This is a genomic window from Demequina sediminis (genome assembly GCF_030296675.1).
Lineage (GTDB): Bacteria > Actinomycetota > Actinomycetes > Actinomycetales > Demequinaceae > Demequina > Demequina sediminis.
Window position 1 is genome coordinate 716,589 of sequence record NZ_AP027736.1, and the last position, 18,871, is coordinate 735,459.

17 protein-coding genes and 1 pseudogene are annotated in these 18,871 nt (G+C 71.0%); 16 read left to right on the forward strand and 2 right to left on the reverse strand.

What is annotated here, in order from left to right; genetic code table 11:
• Positions 1–2 precede the first annotated feature (2 nt).
• The 13 genes and pseudogenes from QUE44_RS03715 to QUE44_RS03775 all read left to right on the forward strand — a co-directional run bounded on the left by QUE44_RS03715 (position 3) and on the right by QUE44_RS03775 (position 14,596).
• Positions 3–1,294 (forward strand): annotated as a pseudogene (locus QUE44_RS03715) (dihydroorotase).
• Positions 1,291–2,436, forward strand: a complete 1,146-nt coding sequence (gene carA, locus QUE44_RS03720) for a glutamine-hydrolyzing carbamoyl-phosphate synthase small subunit (RefSeq protein WP_286215929.1) — start codon at positions 1,291–1,293, stop codon at positions 2,434–2,436. Before QUE44_RS03715 ends, carA begins: the two are co-directional and overlap by 4 nt.
• Entirely contained in the window at positions 2,436–5,729 is a 3,294-nt protein-coding gene (carB, locus tag QUE44_RS03725; protein ID WP_286215930.1) for a carbamoyl-phosphate synthase large subunit, read from the forward strand. The genes carA and carB overlap by 1 nt, the downstream gene beginning before the upstream one ends.
• Positions 5,730–5,802: 73 nt before the next feature.
• Positions 5,803–6,666 carry an orotidine-5'-phosphate decarboxylase gene (gene pyrF / locus QUE44_RS03730; protein WP_286215932.1) on the forward strand — a complete coding sequence of 288 codons (864 nt, stop codon included), beginning with the start codon at positions 5,803–5,805 and terminating at the stop codon, positions 6,664–6,666.
• Between the two features lie 3 nt (positions 6,667–6,669).
• Entirely contained in the window at positions 6,670–6,984 is a 315-nt protein-coding gene (mihF, locus tag QUE44_RS03735; RefSeq protein WP_286215933.1) for an integration host factor, actinobacterial type, read from the forward strand.
• Positions 6,981–7,535, forward strand: a complete 555-nt coding sequence (gene gmk, locus QUE44_RS03740) for a guanylate kinase (RefSeq protein ID WP_286215934.1) — start codon at positions 6,981–6,983, stop codon at positions 7,533–7,535. The genes mihF and gmk overlap by 4 nt, the downstream gene beginning before the upstream one ends.
• A gap of 122 nt (positions 7,536–7,657) precedes the next feature.
• Entirely contained in the window at positions 7,658–7,837 is a 180-nt protein-coding gene (gene rpoZ, locus QUE44_RS03745; protein WP_286215936.1) for a DNA-directed RNA polymerase subunit omega, read from the forward strand.
• Between the two features lie 3 nt (positions 7,838–7,840).
• The gene (coaBC, locus tag QUE44_RS03750; protein WP_286215937.1) at positions 7,841–9,094 is read left to right on the forward strand and encodes a bifunctional phosphopantothenoylcysteine decarboxylase/phosphopantothenate--cysteine ligase CoaBC; all 1,254 of its coding nucleotides are present in this window, start codon (positions 7,841–7,843) and stop codon (positions 9,092–9,094) included.
• Positions 9,095–9,138: 44 nt separating this feature from the next.
• Positions 9,139–10,305, forward strand: a complete 1,167-nt coding sequence (gene metK, locus QUE44_RS03755) for a methionine adenosyltransferase (protein ID WP_286215938.1) — start codon at positions 9,139–9,141, stop codon at positions 10,303–10,305.
• Positions 10,306–10,334: 29 nt separating this feature from the next.
• Complete coding sequence (locus QUE44_RS03760; protein WP_286215939.1) at positions 10,335–11,546, forward strand: primosomal protein N' family DNA-binding protein; 1,212 nt, start codon at positions 10,335–10,337, stop codon at positions 11,544–11,546.
• Entirely contained in the window at positions 11,516–12,277 is a 762-nt protein-coding gene (locus QUE44_RS03765) for a hypothetical protein (RefSeq protein ID WP_286215940.1), read from the forward strand. The genes QUE44_RS03760 and QUE44_RS03765 overlap by 31 nt, the downstream gene beginning before the upstream one ends.
• Before the next feature lie 40 nt (positions 12,278–12,317).
• Positions 12,318–13,253: a methionyl-tRNA formyltransferase gene (gene fmt / locus QUE44_RS03770; RefSeq protein WP_286215941.1), complete on the forward strand. Its 936-nt coding sequence runs from the start codon at positions 12,318–12,320 to the stop codon at positions 13,251–13,253.
• Entirely contained in the window at positions 13,250–14,596 is a 1,347-nt protein-coding gene (locus QUE44_RS03775; RefSeq protein WP_286215942.1) for an RsmB/NOP family class I SAM-dependent RNA methyltransferase, read from the forward strand. Before fmt ends, QUE44_RS03775 begins: the two co-directional genes overlap by 4 nt.
• A gap of 44 nt (positions 14,597–14,640) precedes the next feature.
• Here the strand turns inward: QUE44_RS03775 and QUE44_RS03780 are convergent, their stop codons facing one another.
• Positions 14,641–15,081, reverse strand: a complete 441-nt coding sequence (locus QUE44_RS03780) for a hypothetical protein (RefSeq protein WP_286215944.1) — start codon at positions 15,079–15,081, stop codon at positions 14,641–14,643.
• Positions 15,082–15,143: 62 nt separating this feature from the next.
• Positions 15,144–16,115: a glycoside hydrolase family 113 gene (locus tag QUE44_RS03785; protein WP_286215945.1), complete on the reverse strand. Its 972-nt coding sequence runs from the start codon at positions 16,113–16,115 to the stop codon at positions 15,144–15,146.
• Positions 16,116–16,258: 143 nt separating this feature from the next.
• Here QUE44_RS03785 and QUE44_RS03790 point away from each other — a divergent pair, with 143 nt between their 5' ends.
• The 3 genes from QUE44_RS03790 (at position 16,259) to QUE44_RS03800 (ending at position 18,821) form a co-directional block, all read left to right on the forward strand.
• Positions 16,259–17,320, forward strand: coding sequence for a LacI family DNA-binding transcriptional regulator (locus QUE44_RS03790; RefSeq protein WP_286215946.1), 1,062 nt, complete (start codon positions 16,259–16,261; stop codon positions 17,318–17,320).
• A 227-nt stretch (positions 17,321–17,547) separates the two neighbouring features.
• Positions 17,548–17,706 (forward strand): hypothetical protein, encoded by a 159-nt coding sequence (locus QUE44_RS03795; RefSeq protein WP_286215947.1) that lies wholly within the window; start codon positions 17,548–17,550, stop codon positions 17,704–17,706.
• A 53-nt stretch (positions 17,707–17,759) separates the two neighbouring features.
• Positions 17,760–18,821, forward strand: a complete 1,062-nt coding sequence (locus QUE44_RS03800; RefSeq protein ID WP_286215948.1) for an ABC transporter substrate-binding protein — start codon at positions 17,760–17,762, stop codon at positions 18,819–18,821.
• Positions 18,822–18,871: the final 50 nt, after the last annotated feature.

Genomic DNA, 18,871 nt, shown 5'->3' on the forward strand with positions numbered 1-18,871 from the left:
CCATCGTCATCCAGAACGCTTCCCTCTACGGCGACACCGTCGCGACCCTGGTGGTCGAGGACGGCGTCATCACCGCGGTCGACTCCGACACGCGGCCCGAGGGGCGGTCGTGATCGACGCCACCGGGCTGGTCGCGCTGCCCGGGCTCGTCGACCTGCACACCCACCTGCGCGAGCCGGGACGCGAGGACGCCGAGACGATCGAGACCGGCTCCCGCGCCGCGGCGCGCGGCGGGTGGACCGCAGTCCACGCGATGGCGAACACCACCCCCGTCGCCGACACGGCGGGCGTGGTCGAGCAGGTGTGGAGCAGGGGACAGGAGATCGGGCTGGTCGACGTCTACCCCATCGGCGCCGTCACCGTGGGCCTCAAGGGCGAGCACCTGTCCGAGATGGGCGCGATGGCCCACTCGAAGGCCCGCGTGCGGCTCTTCTCCGACGACGGCGTATGCGTCTACGACCCCGTCATCATGCGCCGCGCTCTCGAGTACGTGAAGGCCTTCGACGGCGCCGTGGTCCAGCACGCGCAGGACCTGCGCCTCACCGAGGGCGCGCAGATGCACGAGGGCGAGGTGTCCGCCGAGCTCGGCCTCGCGGGCTGGCCCGCCGTCGCGGAGGAGTCGATCGTCGCGCGTGATGCGCTGCTCGCCGAGCACGTGGGCTCGCGCGTGCACGTCCAGCACCTGTCGACCGCAGGCTCGGTGGAGATCATCCGCTGGGCCAAGGGACGCGGGATCAATGTCACCGCCGAGGCGACTCCTCACCACCTGCTCCTCACGCACGAGGAGGCGCGCACCTACGACCCCCTCTTCAAGGTCAACCCGCCGCTGCGCACCCAGACGGACGTCGACGCCCTGCGCGCCGCCGTCGCCGACGGCACCATCGACATCATCGCGACCGACCACGCCCCGCACGCGAGCGAGGACAAGGACTGCGAGTGGGCCGCCGCATCGTTCGGCATGCTCGGGCTCGAGACCGCGCTCGGAATCGTGCAGAAGGTGCTGGTCGACACCGGCGCCGCCACGTGGCGCGACGTCGCGCGACTGATGTCGGAGGCCCCCGCGCGCATCGGCAGCGTCGACGACGCACACGGCCGCCCGCTCGCCGCGGGCGAGCCGGCAAACATCACGCTCGTCGACCCGCGGGCCGCGTGGACCGTCCGTCCCGAGGACCTCGCCTCGCGTGCCCGCAACACCCCGTACGGCGGCATCGAGCTGCCCGGCCGCGCCGTCATCACGCTGCTGCGCGGCGTGCCCACCCACCTCGACCCCCGTTTCGAAGGAGCGTTCGCATGAGCGAGGCCACCCGCGCCGTCTTGGTGCTCGAAGACGGCCGCACGTTCGAGGGCCGCCCGTATGGCGCCCTCGGCGAGACGCTCGGCGAGATCGTCTTCAACACCGGCATGACCGGCTACCAGGAGACTCTCACCGACCCGAGCTATCACAAGCAGATCGTCGTGATGACCGCGCCGCACATCGGCAACACCGGCGTCAACGACGAGGACGACGAGTCGCGCCGCATCTGGGTCGCCGGCTACGTCGTTCGCGACCCCGCGCGCCGGCCGTCCAACTGGCGTGCGCAACGCTCCCTCGACGACGACCTGGTCGCGCAGGGGATCGTGGGCATCTCGGGGATCGACACCCGTCAGCTCACGCGCATTCTGCGCACCGCCGGCGTGATGAGGGCCGGGATCTTCTCGGGACGGGCGCTGGGGAGCGACGATGCCCCGGTCGCCGTGGAGGACCTGGTGGCCCGCGTGCGCGGGGCGGCCGAGATGAAGGGCGCCCACCTCGCGGACGAGGTGACGACCGCCGAGCCGTACACCGTGCCCGCGCAGGGAGACGAGAAGGCTCACGTGGTCGCCGTCGACCTGGGCATCAAGGCGATGACGCCCGAGCAGATGTCCCAGCGCGGCATCCGGGTGACCGTGGTGCCCTCCTCGACCACGGCATCGGCGATCCTGGAGATGAAGCCGGACGGCGTGTTCTTCTCGAACGGACCCGGCGACCCCGCCGCCGCGGAGCGCGCCGTCGCGACGCTGCGCGAGGTGCTCGACGCGAAGGTGCCCTTCTTCGGCATCTGCTTCGGCAACCAGATCCTGGGCCGCGCGCTCGGATACGGGACGTACAAGCTAGCGTTCGGCCACCGCGGCATCAACCAGCCCGTGATGGACCGGACGACCGGCAAGGTCGAGATCACCGCGCACAACCACGGCTTCGCGGTGGACGCCCCGCTCGACGGGGAGTCCGACTCTCCCGCGGGCTACGGTCGCGTGCGCGTGAGCCACGTGTGCCTCAACGACGACGTCGTGGAGGGGCTCGAGTGCCTCGACCTGCCGGCGTTTTCCGTCCAGTACCATCCCGAGGCCGCGGCGGGACCGCACGACGCCTCGTACCTCTTCGACCGCTTCCTCGACCTCATGAAGGGTGACCGCTAGTGCCCCGGCGCGACGACATTTCCTCCGTCCTCGTCATCGGCTCCGGCCCGATCGTGATCGGCCAGGCCTGCGAGTTCGACTACTCCGGCACCCAGGCGTGCCGCGTCCTCAAGGCCGAGGGGATTCGCGTGATCCTCATCAACTCGAACCCGGCCACGATCATGACCGACCCCGAGTTCGCCGACGCGACCTACGTCGAGCCGATCACGACCGAGGTCATCGAGCGCGTGATCGCCAAGGAGCGCCCTGACGCGCTGTTGCCCACGCTGGGCGGACAGACCGCGCTCAACGCCGCGATCGCTGCCGCCGAGGCGGGCATCCTCGAGAAGTACGACGTCGAGCTGATCGGCGCGAACCTCGAGGCGATCCACCTGGGCGAGAACCGCGAGCTCTTCAAGGGAGTGGTCGAGCGCTGCGGCGCGGACTCGGCGAAGTCCGTGATCTGCCACACGATGGACGAGTGCCTCGCGGCCGCCGAGGAACTGCAGTACCCGGTCGTGGTGCGCCCGTCCTTCACGATGGGCGGGCTGGGTTCCGGCTTCGCGTACAACGAGGAGGACCTGCGCCGCATCGCCGGTGCCGGTCTGCATTATTCGCCGACCACCGAGGTGCTCCTCGAGGAGTCGATCCTGGGGTGGAAGGAGTACGAGCTCGAGCTGATGCGCGACAAGCACGACAACGTCGTGGTCGTGTGCTCGATCGAGAACGTCGACCCCGTGGGCGTGCACACCGGAGACTCCGTGACGGTCGCGCCGGCGCTCACGCTGACCGACCGCGAGTACCAGCGCATGCGCGACGTGGGCATCGCGATCATCCGTGAGGTGGGCGTCGACACCGGCGGCTGCAACGTGCAGTTCGCCGTCGAGCCCGAGACGGGCCGACTGATCGTCATCGAGATGAACCCGCGCGTGTCGCGCTCCTCCGCGCTGGCCTCCAAGGCGACGGGCTTCCCGATCGCGAAGATCGCGGCTCGCCTCGCGATCGGCTACACGCTCGACGAGATCCCGAACGACATCACCGGCTCGACCCCCGCGAGCTTCGAGCCCACCCTCGACTACATCGTCGTGAAGGTCCCGCGCTTCGCGTTCGAGAAGTTCCCCGCCGCGGACCCCGTGCTCACGACGACCATGAAGTCCGTGGGCGAGGCGATGAGCCTGGGCCGCAACTTCACGGAGGCGCTGGGCAAGGCGCTGCGCTCGATCGACAAGAAGGGCATGAACTTCCACTGGGACGGCCCGGTGCCGTCGGGAGCGGCCCTCGAGGAGTTGCTGCGCGAGATCGCGGTGCCCACCGAGAAGCGCTTCGTGCAGGTGCAGCAGGCCCTGCGCGCCGTCGAGGCGGGCACCATCACGCTCGACGACGTCTACCAGTCGTGTCGCATCGACCCGTGGTTCCTCGACCAGATGCTGCTCATGAACGAGGTCGCGACGCGGGTCGCGAGCGCCGCCGACCTCACGGCCGAACTGCTGCGCGAGGCCAAGTCGCACGGCCTGGCCGACACCCAGATCGCGGCCCTGCGCGGCCTCGAGGTGGGTGACGTCTATCGACTGCGCGGCGAGCTGGGAGTCCAGCCCGTCTTCAAGACCGTCGACACGTGCGCCGCGGAGTTCGAGGCGAGCACGCCGTACCACTACAGCTCGTACGACGTCGAGGATGAGGTCCGCCCGCGAGACCGCGAGGCGATCCTGATCCTGGGGTCCGGCCCCAACAGGATCGGTCAGGGCATCGAGTTCGACTACTCGTGCGTCCACGCGGCCCTGACGCTCAAGGACCGCTACGAGACCATCATGGTCAACTGCAACCCCGAGACCGTGTCCACCGACTACGACACCGCGAACCGCCTCTACTTCGAGCCGCTCACGTTCGAGGACGTCATGGCCGTCTACCACGCCGAGCTCGCCGCGGGTCCGGTGAAGGGCGTGTTCGTGCAGCTGGGCGGGCAGACGCCCCTGTCGCTCGCGCAGCGCCTTGCCGATGCCGGGGTGCCGATTCTGGGCACGTCGCCCGAGGCGATCGACAACGCCGAGGACCGCGCGGCCTTCGGCCGCGTGCTGGAGGCCGCCGAGCTGCCCGCTCCGGCCTACGGCACCGCGCACGGCATCGACGAGGCCGTCGAGATCGCGGAGCGGATCGGCTACCCCGTGCTCGTGCGCCCGTCCTATGTGCTGGGCGGCCGCGGCATGGAGATCGTGTACTCGCAGGAGCAGTTGCGCGACTACGGCACGCGCATGGGTGACGTGGGCGATCACGCGACCGACGCGCCGCTGCTGGTCGACCGCTTCCTCGACGACGCAATCGAGATCGACGTCGACGCGCTGTTCGACGGCGAGGAGCTCTTCCTCGGCGGCGTGATGGAGCACATCGAGGAGGCCGGCATCCACTCCGGCGACTCGGCCTGCGTGCTGCCGCCGTTCTCGCTGTCCGCCGCGGAGCTCGCGCGCATCCGCACCTCGACCGAGGCCCTGGCCAGGGGCATCGGCGTCCGGGGACTGATGAACGTGCAGTTCGCCTTGGTTTCGGACATCCTCTACGTCCTCGAGGCGAACCCGCGTGCCTCGCGCACCGTGCCGTTCGTCGCGAAGGCCACGGGCGTGGCGCTGGCAAGCGCGGCGTCCGAGGTCATGGCGGGGGAGTCGATCGCGTCGCTGCGGGCGCGTGGCGTGCTTCCCGAGCACGACGCGAGCGTGATCGACATGACGCAGCGCATCGCGGTCAAGGAGGCGGTGCTGCCCTTCAAGCGCTTCCGCACGCACGAGGGGATCGCGGTCGACTCCGTGTTGGGCCCCGAGATGCGCTCGACCGGCGAGGTGATGGGCTTCGACGAGACCTTCCCACTCGCGTTCGCGAAGTCCCAAGCCGCGGCGTTCGGCGGGCTGCCCACCGGCGGCACGGCCTTCGTGTCGATCTCCGACCGCGACAAGCGCTCGATCACGTTCCCGATCGCGCGGCTGCGCCAGCTGGGCTTCGAGATCCTCGCGACCGAGGGCACCGCCCAGGTCCTCCAGCGTATGGGCATCCCCTCGACGGTGGTGCGCAAGAACTCGCAGGGACGCGGCCCCAACGGCGAGCCGACCATCGTCGACCTTATTCACGAGGACAAGGTGGACCTGGTTATCAACACCCCGTCCGGTCAGGGCGCGCGCGCCGACGGCTACGAGATCCGTGCTGCCGCGACCGCGGCCGACATCGCGATCGTGACCACCACGCAGCAGCTCGCGGCCGCCGTGCTCGCGATCGAGGCGCTGCAGGCGGGGCCGTTCGACGTGCTGAGCCTTCAGGACGCGGCACGTTGACCCAGCGAGGCCTCAACATCGCAGGTAGAGTAGCAATGGCAGGCCGGTCCCCGCGGCCTCAAAGGAGGAAGCGATGACGTTTGGTGCCCGTCTCGCGGCCGCGATGGACGCGCACGGCCCGCTGTGCGTGGGCGTCGATCCGCACCCCGGACTGCTCGCGCAGTGGGGGCTTCCCGACACCGCATCGTCCCTCGTGACCTTCGGCGACGCCGTGCTCGAGGCGAGCACGGGCGCCTGTGCGGCGATCAAGCCCAACGCCGCGTTCTTCGAGCGCCACGGCTCGGCGGGTGTCGCGGCGCTCGAGCAGCTGCTCGGGAGGGCGCGCGAGGTGGGGCTGCTCACCATTCTCGATGCGAAGCGGGGCGACATCGGCTCCACGATGCAGGGCTACGCGGACTCGTATCTGCGGCCCGGCGCGCCGCTCGAGGCTGACTCGGTGACGGTGTCGCCGTACCTCGGCTTCGGGTCGCTTGCCCCGGCGTTTGAGCTCGCCCAGGAACACGGCAAGGGAGTCTTCGTGCTGGCGCTCACCTCTAACCCCGAGGGGGCGGAGGTCCAGCACGCCATCGCGCCGGACGGCAGAGCCGTCGCGGCCGTGGTCGCCGACTCGGCGGCCGCGCTCAACAGCGGTGCCAGTCCGATGGGAAGCGTGGGCCTCGTGGTCGGCGCGACCGTGGGAGACGCGGTGCAGCGTCTTGGCATCGAACTCGACCGGGTCAATGGCCCGCTCCTGTCGCCCGGCGTGGGTGCGCAGGGCGCGGGTGCGGCAGAATTGTCCCTGGTCTTCGGGAACGCGAGGGGTTGCGTGCTCGTCAATCAGTCGAGGGGTGTGCTTCAGGCAGGCCCCATCGTCGAGAAACTCCGTGAAGCCGTCGTTGCGGCGGCCGCGGACGTGACAAGCATCCTGCGCGAGTCGCAGGTCGAGCGGAAGGGATAGGCCATGGCCACCCCGGAACTTACCGATGAGCAGCGCGCGGCCGCGCTGGTGAAGGCGACCGCGGTGCGCTCCGCGCGCCGCGTGTTCAAGGAGGAGCTGACGCGCGGAGAGATGAGTCTCGCCGAGGCGATCCGCCGCGCCAAGGCGGACGATGCCCTCGCCGGCATCCGCGTGCGCGATCTCCTGCAGTGCCTGCCCGGCATCGGCCCCAAGCGTGCGCAACTGGTGATGGAGGACATCGGCATCTCCCTCGCGCGGCGCATCCGCGGGCTGGGCCAGCACCAGGTCGAAGCCCTGCTCGAGCGCGAACGCAGGTGAGCCGACTCGTCGTCCTTGCCGGCCCGACCGCGGTCGGCAAGGGGACGGTCGTGCGCGCGCTGCGCGCCATGGCACCCGAGGTTTACGTCTCGATCTCCGCGACGACCCGCGACCCTCGCCCCGGCGAGACTGACGGCGTGGACTACCACTTCCTCGACGCGGATGACTTCACGCGGCGCGTCGAGGCGGGCGAGTTCCTCGAGTGGGCCGTGGTTCACGGGGTCAACCGCTACGGAACCCTGCGCGGGCCGGTGGACGACTGCCTGGCGTCGGGACGCCCGTGCCTGCTCGAGATCGACCTGCAGGGCGCGCGCCAGGTGAAGGAGACGATGCCGGACGCGCACTTCGTCTTCCTCGCGCCTCCCTCGTGGGAGGAGCTTGTCGTTCGGCTGGTCGGGCGCGGCACCGAGGGCGAGGAGGAGCGGGAGCGCCGCCTCGTGACCGCGCGGGAGGAGATGGCCGCCGCCGGAGAGTTCGATCAGACGATCATCAACGACACCGTCGAGCGCGCCGCGGCCGAGCTCCTCTCGGTGGTCCGCGCGACCGGGTAGAATACCCGGAGTCTTTGCACAACTAGAGGAGTGATTGTGGCCGGAACCGTTGCGAACCCCGAGGGCATCACCAACCCCCGATCGACGAACTGCTGGCGAAGGTCGACTCCAAGTACGCCCTGGTGATCTACGCGTCCAAGCGCGCGCGCCAGATCAACTCGTATTACGAGGCGCTCGGCGAGGGCCACTTCGAGAACGTGGGCCCGCTCGTCGAGGCCGACACCACCGACAAGCCCCTGTCCGTGGCCCTGCGCGAGCTCAACCAGGGCAACCTGCTGGAGCTCGGCGACTCCGAGAAGTAGCGCATGCGCGTCCTCCTGGGCGTCACGGGCGGGGTCGCGGCCTACAAGGTCGCCATCGTGCTGAGGCGCCTCAAGGAGGACGGCCATGTGGTGCGCGTCATCCCGACGCGCGCGTCCCTCGAATTCGTGGGGCGCGCGACGTGGGAGGCGCTGTCGGGGCTGCCCGCGACGTCGGACACCTTCGAGAACGTGCCCGCGGTCGAGCACGTGAGGCTGGGCCAGCAGGCGGACATCGTGCTGGTGGCACCCGCGACCGCTGACTTCCTCGCGCAGCTCGCCCACGGCGAGGCGCGCGACCTGCTGGGTAACGCGCTTCTTGCGACGCGCGCACCCGTCGTGGTCGCGCCCGCGATGCACACCGAAATGTGGGAGAAGGCGTCGACCCGGGCCAACGTCGAGACCTTGCGCGCGCGCGGCGTCACGGTGATCGAGCCCGCGGTCGGCCGCCTCACCGGTCCCGATTCGGGGCCCGGACGCCTTCCCGAACCGGAGGACCTGGTCGCGGCGCTATACGCCGTCGCTGAGGGCGCCGTCCCCGCCGAGGCCCGTGCCCCCGAGGCGGGAATCCGCGGTGCGTGGGGAGACCTCTCGGGGCTGAGCATCGTCATCACCGCCGGGGGCACCCACGAACCCCTCGATGCCGTGCGGTTTCTGGGCAACCGTTCGACAGGCCTGCAGGGCTTCGCCCTCGCCGAGGCGGCGCGCGAGCGAGGCGCGACCGTCACCGTGATCGCCGCGAACGTCGCCCTGCCGCTGGGCGAGGGGATCACGCGCGTCGATGTCGAGACCTCCGCGGAGCTCGCCGAGGCCGTGCGTGGCGTCGATTCGGACGTCGTCATCATGGCCGCGGCCGTGGCCGACTTCAGGCCGCGCGCGATCGCCGCCACGAAGATCAAGAAGGACGGCACGGGCGGGATGACTCTCGAGCTCGTCGAGACTGAGGACATCCTCGCGTCGCTGGTGCGGGACGCGACTCAGGGCCGCACCGTCGTGGGTTTTGCCGCGGAGACGGGGGACGATGCGGCCTCGGCTCTCGACCACGCGCGCGCGAAGGCGCGTCGCAAGGGGGCCGATCTCCTGGTCTTCAACCCCGTCGGCGGGGGCCGCGGGTTCGGGGACGTGCCCAACGAGGTGACGATGCTCGATGCCGAGGGAAACGAGGTCGGACGGGCCACTGGTTCGAAGCTTGCGGTGGCGCATGCGGTGCTCGACGCGGTGCTGGCGGTGCGCACGGAGAGCGGCGTCCGCGGCGACTGACGCGAGGCGGGGCGGCGTCGGCGCCCGCCAGTATGCTGGCGGCCATGACTTCGTTGCGCTTGTTCACGTCCGAATCCGTGACCGAGGGCCACCCCGACAAGATCTGCGACCAGGTCTCGGACGCGATCCTCGACGAGATGCTGCGCCAGGATCCGCTGTCGCGCGTGGCCGTCGAGACCATGGTCACCACGGGACTCGTGCACGTCGCGGGCGAGGTCAGCACCGAGGCCTACGTCGACATCCCCGGCACCATTCGCAGTGTCGTCAACGGCATCGGATACACGTCCTCGCGCGTGGGCTTCGACGGTGACTCGTGCGGCGTCTCCGTGTCGATCGGCGAGCAGTCGCCCGACATCTGGATGGGCGTGGGCCACGCGACCGACTCCGACTCCGGCGAGCTCGGCGCGGGCGACCAGGGCCTAATGTTCGGCTACGCGTGCCGCGACACGCCCGAGCTCATGCCGCTTCCGATTCACCTCGCGCACGCGCTGACCGCCCGGCTGGCCGAGGTCCGCCGCTCGGGTGAGGTCGAGGGCCTGCGCCCCGACGGCAAGGCGCAGGTCACGATCGGCTATGACGGCGACACCGCCGTCACCGTCGACACGGTCGTGGTGTCGACGCAGCACGCCGAGTCGTGGGAGACCGGGACCCTGCGAGGCGCGATCGAGGAGAGCGTGATCGCCCCCGTGCTCTCTCGCTACGCGCTCGACGCGAGCGCCCACCGCTCGCTCATCAACCCCACGGGACGCTTCGAGATCGGCGGACCCGCGGGAGACGCGGGACTCACCGGCCGCAAGATCATCGTCGACACGTATGGCGGCATGGCGCGCCACGGCGGCGGCGCGTTCTCAGGCAAGGACCCCTCCAAGGTGGACCGCAGCGCCGCGTACGCGATGCGCTGGGTCGCCAAGAACGTGGTCGCGGCGGGACTCGCCGGCCGCTGCGAGGTGCAGGTCGCGTACGCGATCGGCACCGCGCACCCCGTGGGCCTCTACGTCGAGACCTTCGGCACGTCGACCGTGCCCGACGAGAGCATCGTCGCCGCGATTCGCGAGGTCTTCGACCTGCGCCCCGGCGCGATCATCGACGCGCTCGACCTGCGCCGCCCCGTCTACCGCCAGACCGCCGCGTACGGCCACTTCGGCCGCGAGCTCGCCGACTTCACGTGGGAGCGCACCGACCGCGCCGACGCGCTGCGGAGCGCGGTATAGACCTCACCGCGCCCCGCACTGTCGCGCAGGTGTGCGTCGACAGTGCCCAGCCGCACCTCGACCGGCCGTTCGACTACTCGATTCCCGACGCGCTGCGCGGCGTGGTCGACGTCGGGTCGAGGGTGCGCGTTCGCTTCGCGGGGCGGCTCATCAACGGTGTGGTGACCGCACTGTCCGACTCGAGTGACTTCGAGGGGACGCTGGCCCCGATCCACTCGAGCTCGGCCATGCCCTCGTACACGGCGGACGCGATCGCGTTCGCGGGCCAGGTGGCGCGCCGCTACGGCGGCGGGCTGTGGGACGTCCTGCGGCTCATGGCGCCGCCTAGGGTCGCTGCCGTGGAGAAGAGGGACTGGTCGGGCGTCGATCACGACGAGCAGGCCTATGCGCTCGCTCACGAGGCGCTTGCCGAGGAGGCCGCGGCGGTGGCGCTGGACGATGCCTCGCTCGCGGCGGGCGCGCGCCTCGTGTGGGAGGCGGTGCCCGACCCGTCCCGGCGCCACGGGCTCCCGATCGACGCGCTGTTGTCTCCCGCGGCTGCCGTCGCGGCGCGTGGCCAGACGGCGCTCGTCATCCTGCCCGACGCGCGTGCTCTCGCCGCGGCGGGCGACGCCCTGGTCCGCGCGGGCCTGTCGCGATGGAATGCGCGCTCGGGCGGACACTTCGCGGTGGTGCACGCTGAGGACGGGCCCGCGGTGCGTTTCGGCAACTACCTGGCGGCGATGACGGGCCACGCACGCATCGTGCTGGGCACGCGCCCCGCCGCGCTGCAGCCGGTCCGGGGCCTGGGACTGCTGGTGATGTGGGACGAGGCCTCGAACGTGTACGAGGACCCCCACGCGCCCTACCCCCACGCCCGGACGGTCGCGGCAATGCGAGCCGACGAGGCTGGCGCGGGCATGCTCCTCGCGGGCTACGCGCCCAGCGTCGAGGCGATGGCGCTGGTCGCGCACGGATGGGCCGAGCGCGCCGACGTCCCGCGCGCTCTCGTGCGCACCTCGACCCCGCTCATGACGGTGATCGACGATCAGAAGCGCGAGGCCGAGGGCGCGAGCGGCTGGCACTGGATGCCCGGCTCCGTGTGGAGGGGGCGCGCGATGCCCTCGCGAGCGGCCCCGTGGGGATCGTCGTGCCCCGCGCCGGCTACGTACGCGCCACGGCGTGCGCGCGTTGCGGCGAGTGGTCCTCGTGCACCGCGTGCGGTGGTCCGTTGCGCAAGGAGTCCGCGACGGCGACGCTGAGGTGCGGCGAGTGCGACACCCCGCACCCCGACTGGCACTGCCCCGAGTGTCATTCCGCGGCGACCAAGCAGCTGCGCCAAGGGGTCGAGCGGATCGCCGAGCAGGTGCGGGCGATGGCAGGTGACGCGCCGGTCGCGCTGTCCGCCGGGGCCGTGGGGACGCTTCCGGACGGAGCGGTGGATGAGGGATTCGTCGTGGCAACGCCCGCGGCGTTGCCCGCGGTGGCGGGCGGCTACGCGAGGATCGTCATCGTGGGCGCGGACGTTCCCGCCGGAGGGGGACTGGGCGCGGAGCTGCAGGCCCTGCGGTGGTGGCTTGGCATCGCGGCCCTCGCGAGGCCGCGCGGTGAGCGCGGAGAGGTGGTCGCGGTGGGACAGCTGCCGCCGGCGGTGCGCGACCCTATGGTCGCGTGGACCGGAGCCGAGGCCGCGTGGGACGCATACGGCGAGCGTGCGGACCTGGGGCTACCTCCGATGCGACGCGCGATCCGGCTGTGGGGAGACCCCGCCATCATCACGCTCGCGCTTTCGGAGCGGGTCGAGGGAGAACGCCTCGTGCGCCACACCGAGGTCGCGATCGTGCCCGCAAAGGACGGGGTGTTCCTGCTCGTCACGCGCAGGGCGGCGCAGTCCGTCGTGGACGCGTTGAGGCGCCGCCAGCAGGACCTCTCGCGAGCCGGCGAGGGAGAACTGCGCCTGCGGGTCGACGCGCCCCTCGAGCCGGTCTCGTAACGCGAAGCCGGCCCCGGCATCGTCCCCCTACGATGGTCCGATGCGCCTGATCTTCGCCGGAACCCCCGAGATCGCCGTCCCGACCCTGGCCGCGCTCGAGGACGCGGGCCACGACATCGTGGCCGTGCTGACGCAGCCGGATGCCCCCGGACGCAGGGGACGCACGCTGCACCCGTCCCCGGTCAAGGTCCACGCGCTCGAGCGCGGGCTGGACGTGTGGACCCCCGAGAAGGCCTCGGCACCTGAAGTCGTCGAGCGCGTGCGCGCACTCGACGTGGACGCGGCCGCGGTGGTCGCTTACGGCCAGATCCTGCGTCCCCGGTTGCTCGAGGCGGTGCGTCTCGCGTGGGTCAACCTGCACTTCTCGGTGCTTCCCGCCTGGCGAGGTGCCGCGCCGGTCCAGCGCGCGATCATGGCGGGCGACGACGTCACGGGCGCGACGACGTTCATGCTCGAACGCGGGCTGGACACGGGACCCGTGATCGGGACGCTGACCGAGCGCATCCGTGCCACGGACACCGCAGGCACGCTCCTCGACCGGCTCGGCGTGCTGGGCGCGCCCCTCATGGTGGACTCCCTCGCGGCACTCGACGCGGGCACGGCTCGGCCCCTCGCTCAGCCCGACGACGGCGTCAGCTACGCCGACAAGCTCACGCGCGAGGACGCGTACGTGCGCTGGGACCTCGCCGCTCACGTGGTCGACCGCCGCATCAGGGGCTGCACGCCCGCGCCCGGCGCCTGGACCACGCTGCCGGACGGCTCGGTCGCGAAGCTGGGGCCGGTGTCGCCCCGGCCGCAGCGTGCGCGGACCGTGCCCGGCCAGCTGCGGGAGGAGGCGGGCGAGGTGCTCGTGGGCACGGGAACGGAGCCCGTCGCGTTGGGATGGATCGCCCCCGCGGGCAAGAAGCCGATGCCGGCCGCCGACTGGTGGCGCGGCGCACGCCTGGGCGAGGGCGCTCAGTTGGGTGAGGCATGAGCCGCGCGCGCGACGTCGCGTACGCGTGCGTGATGTCTGCGTCCACCGAGGGCGCCTACGCGAACCTCATCATGCCGTCGCTGCTGCGCAAGGCTGGCCTCGACGGTCGTGACGCGGGATTCGCGACCGAGCTCGCCTACGGCGCGCTGCGGATGCGAGGCCTCTACGACGCGATCATCGCTCATGCCTCGCGACGCGATCCGCGCGACCTCGACCCCGAGCTGCGCGTCGCGCTGTGGCTCGGTGCCCATCAGGCCCTCGCCATGCGGGTGCCGCCGCACGCCGCCGTGAGTGAGACGGTCGACCAGGTGAGGCGCGAGCGCGGCGCGGGTGCCGCCAAGCTCGCCAACGCCGTGATGCGGCGCGTCACCGAGCGCGACGCCGAGCAGTGGATGTCGGTGGTCGCGTCCGGCACCGGTCGCGATGCGATGGCGGTGAGGCACTCTCATCCCGCGTGGGTGGTCGAGGAGCTCGAGCGTGCGCTCGCCGAGGACGGCCGGGCGGGCGAGATCTCCGCGCTGCTCGACGCCGACAACTCCCCGGCCCGGGTGACGCTGGTGGCGCGCCCCGGACTCGTCGACAGGGATGACCTCGCGCACGAGGCGGGCGGCGAGGCGGGGGAGTACTCGCCCTACGCGGTCGTGATGTCCGGCGGGCGGCCGGGCGACCTGAAGTCGGTCGCGGACGGCACCGCCGCGGTGCAGGACGAGGGAAGCCAGGTGGTCGCCGCCGCTCTCGCGAGCGTGCGCGAGGCGGAGCCGGGCGAACGGTGGCTCGACATGTGCGCGGGACCCGGCGGCAAGGCGGCCCTCCTCGGCGCCCTCGCCGCGGAGCACGGCGCGTTCCTTGAGGCGCTCGAACTGCATCCTCACCGCGCCGAGCTTGTACGCGGCTCGATCAAGGCTGTCCCCGACGGCACCGTGACCGTGCGCGTCGCGGATGCCACGGACTTCGGCGAGGACGGCGCATACGACCGCATCGTGCTCGATGCCCCATGCTCGGGCCTCGGCGCGCTGCGCAGGCGGCCCGAGTCGCGCTGGCGACGCCAGCCCGAGGACCTCGAGGAGCTGGTGCCGCTCCAGCGCGCCCTGCTCGCCAACGCGGAGCGGCTGCTCGCGCCCGGTGGGGTGCTGGCGTACATCACGTGCTCGCCGGTGGTCGCCGAGACCCGCGACGTGGTCGCAGGGTCAGGGCTGCGACAGCTCGACGCACGAGAGGCGGTGGCTCGCGTGACGGGCACGACCGCGCGCATGTGGGGAAGCGGCCCGCACGTGCAGTTGTGGACCCACGTGCACGGCACGGACGCGATGTTCCTCGCGCTCCTCGAGAAGCCCGCCTCCTGAGGCGCCGGCTACCCCGCGGCTTATCCCGCGTCGTACCCCGCTTCTTACCCCGCCGCGCGGCGCACGAGGTCGCGCAGGCGCGTCTCGACCTCGTCCGTCATGTCGACCACCGCGAAGGCGGTGGCCCACATCGGCCCGTCATCGAGACGCGCGTCCTCGTTGAAGCCGACCGAGCCATACCGGGTGCCAAACTTCGACGCCGGCTGGTAGAACACCACGACGGAGCCGTCGCGCGCGTAGGACGGGAAGCCGTACCACGTCTTCGGCTCGAGGTGAGGGGCCTCCTCACCGACGATCACGTGGAGGCGCGACGCCACCGCGAGGTCGACGCCCTCGAGCGCCTCGATCGCCGCGATACACGCCTCGTACTCCTTGGCACGCTTGGCGGCGCCCTTGAGGCCCTTCGAGGACCGCAACTCCTCGGCGCGCTGGCGCATCGCGGCCCGCTCCGCCTCGCTGAACCCCTGCGGTGACGCTTCAGTCATGGTGAACCCTCCGCGGGCATCGTGCCACGAGCGCGCGTGGCGCGCTACGCGCGCGCGTGGCGCTATGCGAGCGGGGCCGCGAAGTGCCTCGCGACCACCGCGGCACCCGCCTTGCCGAACATGCAGTAGTCGTCGTTGAGGGCCGCCTCCTCACGCGCGTACAGCGCGGGCGGCCAGTCCCACAGCGCGACCCCACGCACCCATGCGCGTCCCGCAAGCGCGGTCAACATCTCGTCGAGGTAGGCTGCCTGCGCGTGTTCATCGGGGACGCCCACCATGTTCCAGTCGTTGGGCCGCGCTGGGGAGGTGTCGCGGCTCGGGCAGCCCGCCTCGAGGAAGACGAACTCCCGATCGTGGCGCTCGACCACGGGTTCGATGCGGGAGAGGTGCTCATCCCACGTGCCGGTGGGGTAGTAGCCGGATGAGCTGAGGACGTCGACCGCATCCCACCATGCGAGGCGGTCCTCTTGGTACTTGTCGCAGTTGTAGGTGATGGGCCCCGAGTAGACCTCGCGCACGCGGGCCGCGAGTGACCTCCACCTGTCCTCGCGTGCATCCGCACGCACCATCTCGCAGCCGATCGAGAAGAGGTCGGCGCCCAGCTCCTCGGCGAGCGCCGCGTGATGAAGGATGTATGCGTCGTACGAATCAAACCACTCGTCCCACGTGGGCTCGCCTGGCACGTCCCGATCGAAGAAGCCGATGTGGGCGCGCCACGTGCCATCCGCGACGTTCACGGTGGGCTTGAGGCACACGCGCAGGCCCAGCTCGCGCGCATGTGCGGCGGCCGCTCGAATCTCGCCATCGGTGAGGCTCGGCGCCTCCTGCCACCGGATCGTGGTCGACTGAGCGGTGTCTTGCAGCGCCGCATACGCGAGCACCACCCACGTGGGTCGGACCTCCAGCATCGCCTCCATCGAGGCGCGCGCCGCCGCGGTGGTCCACGTGCCGCGCACGCCCGTCCACCCCCAGGTCATCGCTTGGAAGGGCCCGGGCGGCAGGGTGCGGGGGCTGGTGACGGCGGTCGTGGACATCGGTGTCTCCTTGCTGGCGTGTTGCGCACACCTTAATCGATTGAGAACGATGCGGCGCGCCGCCGCCCCCGCGCACGTGGGCGCCCGATATGGTGGTCCCCGACACAAATCGAGGGCGTGCGCCCTCGCCGAGGAGGTGGGGCATGGCGGCCCGCAAGGCTCAGACCCGTCCGACGATCGCCCTGATCGCCGAGCGCGTGGGTGTCTCGCCTGGTGCCGTCTCGTATGCCCTCAACGGGAGACCCGGGGTCTCGGACGAGACGCGCGCACGGATCCTCGAGGTCGCGCGTGAAGTGGGGTGGGTGCCGAGCACCGCGGCGAGGGCCCTGCGTGGCGGGGGAGCGGCCACGGTCGGCCTGGTCATCACGCGCGAGCCGCAGATGCTGGGCATTGAGCCGTTCTTCATGTCCTTCATCGCGGGCATCGAGCAGGTCATCTCCGAGCAGGGCTTCGCGCTCCTGCTGCAGGTGACGCCCGATCCCGCGCGCGAGACCGCAACCTACCGAGAGTGGTGGTCGGCGCGACGCGTCGACGGCATCTTTCTCACGGACCTCACGGTCGACGATCCTCGTCTCGCGATCCTCGAGGACATCGGATTGCCCGCGGTCGTCGTGGGTGACCCGGCGTACGCCGGAGGACTGACCGCCGTCGGATCGGACGATGCCGGGGCGGCCGAGCAGGCCGTCGCGCGGCTCGCGCAGCTGGGCCACCGGCGCATCGCGCACGTCGCGGGCCCCGAGAGGTTCGTGCACACGCTTCGGCGCAGCGAGGCGATGCGCGCCGCCGGCGGGCGACTGGGCGTCGAGATCGTCGCGGAGATCCACACCGACTACACGTTCGACGACGGGGCCCGTGCCTGCGGCGCGCTGCTCAATCTCGAGCGCCGCCCCACAGCGATGGTCTTCGACAACGACCTCACCGCGCTCGGGGCACTGCGAGCGGCGCGCACCCGCGGCGTCGACGTCCCCCGCGACCTGTCGCTTCTCGCGTGGGACGACTCCCCTCTGTGCAGCCTCACGGAGCCGCCGCTCAGCGCGCTGAGCAGGGACGTGGCGGCCTACGGGGCCGAGGCGGCGCGTGCGCTGCTTGCCACCGTCAAGGGCCACGACGGAGCGCTTGCCTCCTCGATCAGCATCGCGACCCTCGTGGATCGCGGATCGCTCGGCCCGGCGCCGCACGACGTCGTCGCCGACGCCGCGTCGTAACCAGTTGTCCGGGAGTCAGACCTTCTCGCGACGGCCACTGTAACGATTAAGTAACAACGACTGCCGGTAAGGGCGACTCTGCGACTTAATCGATATAGTTGCGAGTGCCGCAGACGCGGTGCCTCCGCGATGCGGCGGTAGGCAGGTCCTGACAGGAGAACATCAATGAAGATGCGCAATGTGGCCGCGTTCGCGGCGACCACGGGCCTCATGCTCACGCTCGCGGCGTGCAGCGAAGGCTCCAGCACCCCCGAGGGGTCGTCCACGGGGGCGCCTCGGGTGCGACCCTTGAGGGCGACATCACGTTCCTCACCAACCGCACTGACCTCCAGGAGAACGGCACGTTTGACGAGTACGTCGCGACGTTCCAGGAGGAGTACCCCTGATCAACGTCAACGTCGAGGGCATCACCAACTACGCCGACGACGTCCGCACGCGCATGAGCACCCCCAACGGCTACGGCGACGTGCTCATGATTCCCGCCTCGGTTCCCGCCGAGGAATTCCCGACGTTCTTCGAGCCGCTCGGCACGGTGGACGAGCTCTCGGAGACCTACCGATTCCAGGCTCCGGCGAGCTTCGACGGCACGCAGTACGGCATCGCGCTCGGCGGCAACGCCAACGGCGTGCTGTACAACACCGCGGTGTGGGCCGAGGCAGGCATCACGGAGATGCCGACCTCGTCCGAGGACTTCCTCGCGGCGCTGCAGAAGATCGCGGATTCGACCGACGCCATCCCGCTGTACACCAACTACAAGGACGGTTGGCCGCTCGGGGGGCAGTGGTTCGCGAACGTCGGCGCGGTCTCGGGCAACGTCGAGGCGCAGAACGAGATGATCCACGATGAGTCGCCGTGGGTTGAGGGCAAGGACGCGTACGTGATCGACTCCGTGCTCTACGACGCGGTCGCTGCCGGCCTCACCGAGCCCGACCCGCTCACCACCAACTGGGAGCAGTCGAAGGGCGACTTCGCGACCGGAAAGATCGCGACGATGGTGCTCGGCTCGTGGGCGATCTCGCAGTTCCAGGCCGCAGCGACCGACGCGGGTGCTGACCCCTCGAACGTGGGCTTCATGGCCTGGCCGGCCACTGCGGAGGACGGCGTGCAGTACGCGACCATCGGTGGCGACTACAACCTCGCGATCAACGTGAACTCCTCCCACAAGGAGGCGGCGCGCGCGTGGATGGACTTCCTGCTCGAGGACTCGGGCTTCACCGACGACCAGGGCATGATCTCCGCGCTCATGACCGCGCCGCTGCCCGCCAACCTCGCCTCCCTCGAGGAGAACTCGGTCGAGCTCATCGAGGCAGCGCCCGCACCTGCGGGCGAGGAGGGACTGCTCAACCAGATCGCGGACACGTCCAAGGTCGACGTGTGGGGCAACCTCTACCGTCAGCAGCTGGTCGACGTGGCCCGTGGTCAGGCCGACGGTGACAAGGACTCGTTCTTCGCCGACCTCAACGCCCGCTGGGCCGAGGCCGTGCAGGAGCTCGCGTCCTGATCTGACGCCTCCGGCGCCTGCGGGCATCCCGCGGGCGCCGGGGGCCGCCT

What these genes read in the sequence shown, in the direction of transcription:
- carA (WP_286215929.1), top strand. Translation starts at nt 1,291, where the DNA reads ATGAGCGAGGCCACCCGCGCCGTCTTGGTGCTCGAAGACGGCCGCACG.
- pyrF (WP_286215932.1), top strand. Translation starts at nt 5,803, where the DNA reads ATGACGTTTGGTGCCCGTCTCGCGGCCGCGATGGACGCGCACGGCCCG.
- mihF (WP_286215933.1), top strand. Translation starts at nt 6,670, where the DNA reads ATGGCCACCCCGGAACTTACCGATGAGCAGCGCGCGGCCGCGCTGGTG.
- coaBC (WP_286215937.1), top strand. Translation starts at nt 7,841, where the DNA reads ATGCGCGTCCTCCTGGGCGTCACGGGCGGGGTCGCGGCCTACAAGGTC.
- metK (WP_286215938.1), top strand. Translation starts at nt 9,139, where the DNA reads ATGACTTCGTTGCGCTTGTTCACGTCCGAATCCGTGACCGAGGGCCAC.
- fmt (WP_286215941.1), top strand. Translation starts at nt 12,318, where the DNA reads ATGCGCCTGATCTTCGCCGGAACCCCCGAGATCGCCGTCCCGACCCTG.
- QUE44_RS03775 (WP_286215942.1), top strand. Translation starts at nt 13,250, where the DNA reads ATGAGCCGCGCGCGCGACGTCGCGTACGCGTGCGTGATGTCTGCGTCC.
- QUE44_RS03780 (WP_286215944.1), bottom strand. Translation starts at nt 15,081, where the DNA reads ATGACTGAAGCGTCACCGCAGGGGTTCAGCGAGGCGGAGCGGGCCGCG.
- QUE44_RS03785 (WP_286215945.1), bottom strand. Translation starts at nt 16,115, where the DNA reads ATGTCCACGACCGCCGTCACCAGCCCCCGCACCCTGCCGCCCGGGCCC.
- QUE44_RS03790 (WP_286215946.1), top strand. Translation starts at nt 16,259, where the DNA reads ATGGCGGCCCGCAAGGCTCAGACCCGTCCGACGATCGCCCTGATCGCC.
- QUE44_RS03800 (WP_286215948.1), top strand. Translation starts at nt 17,760, where the DNA reads ATGAGCACCCCCAACGGCTACGGCGACGTGCTCATGATTCCCGCCTCG.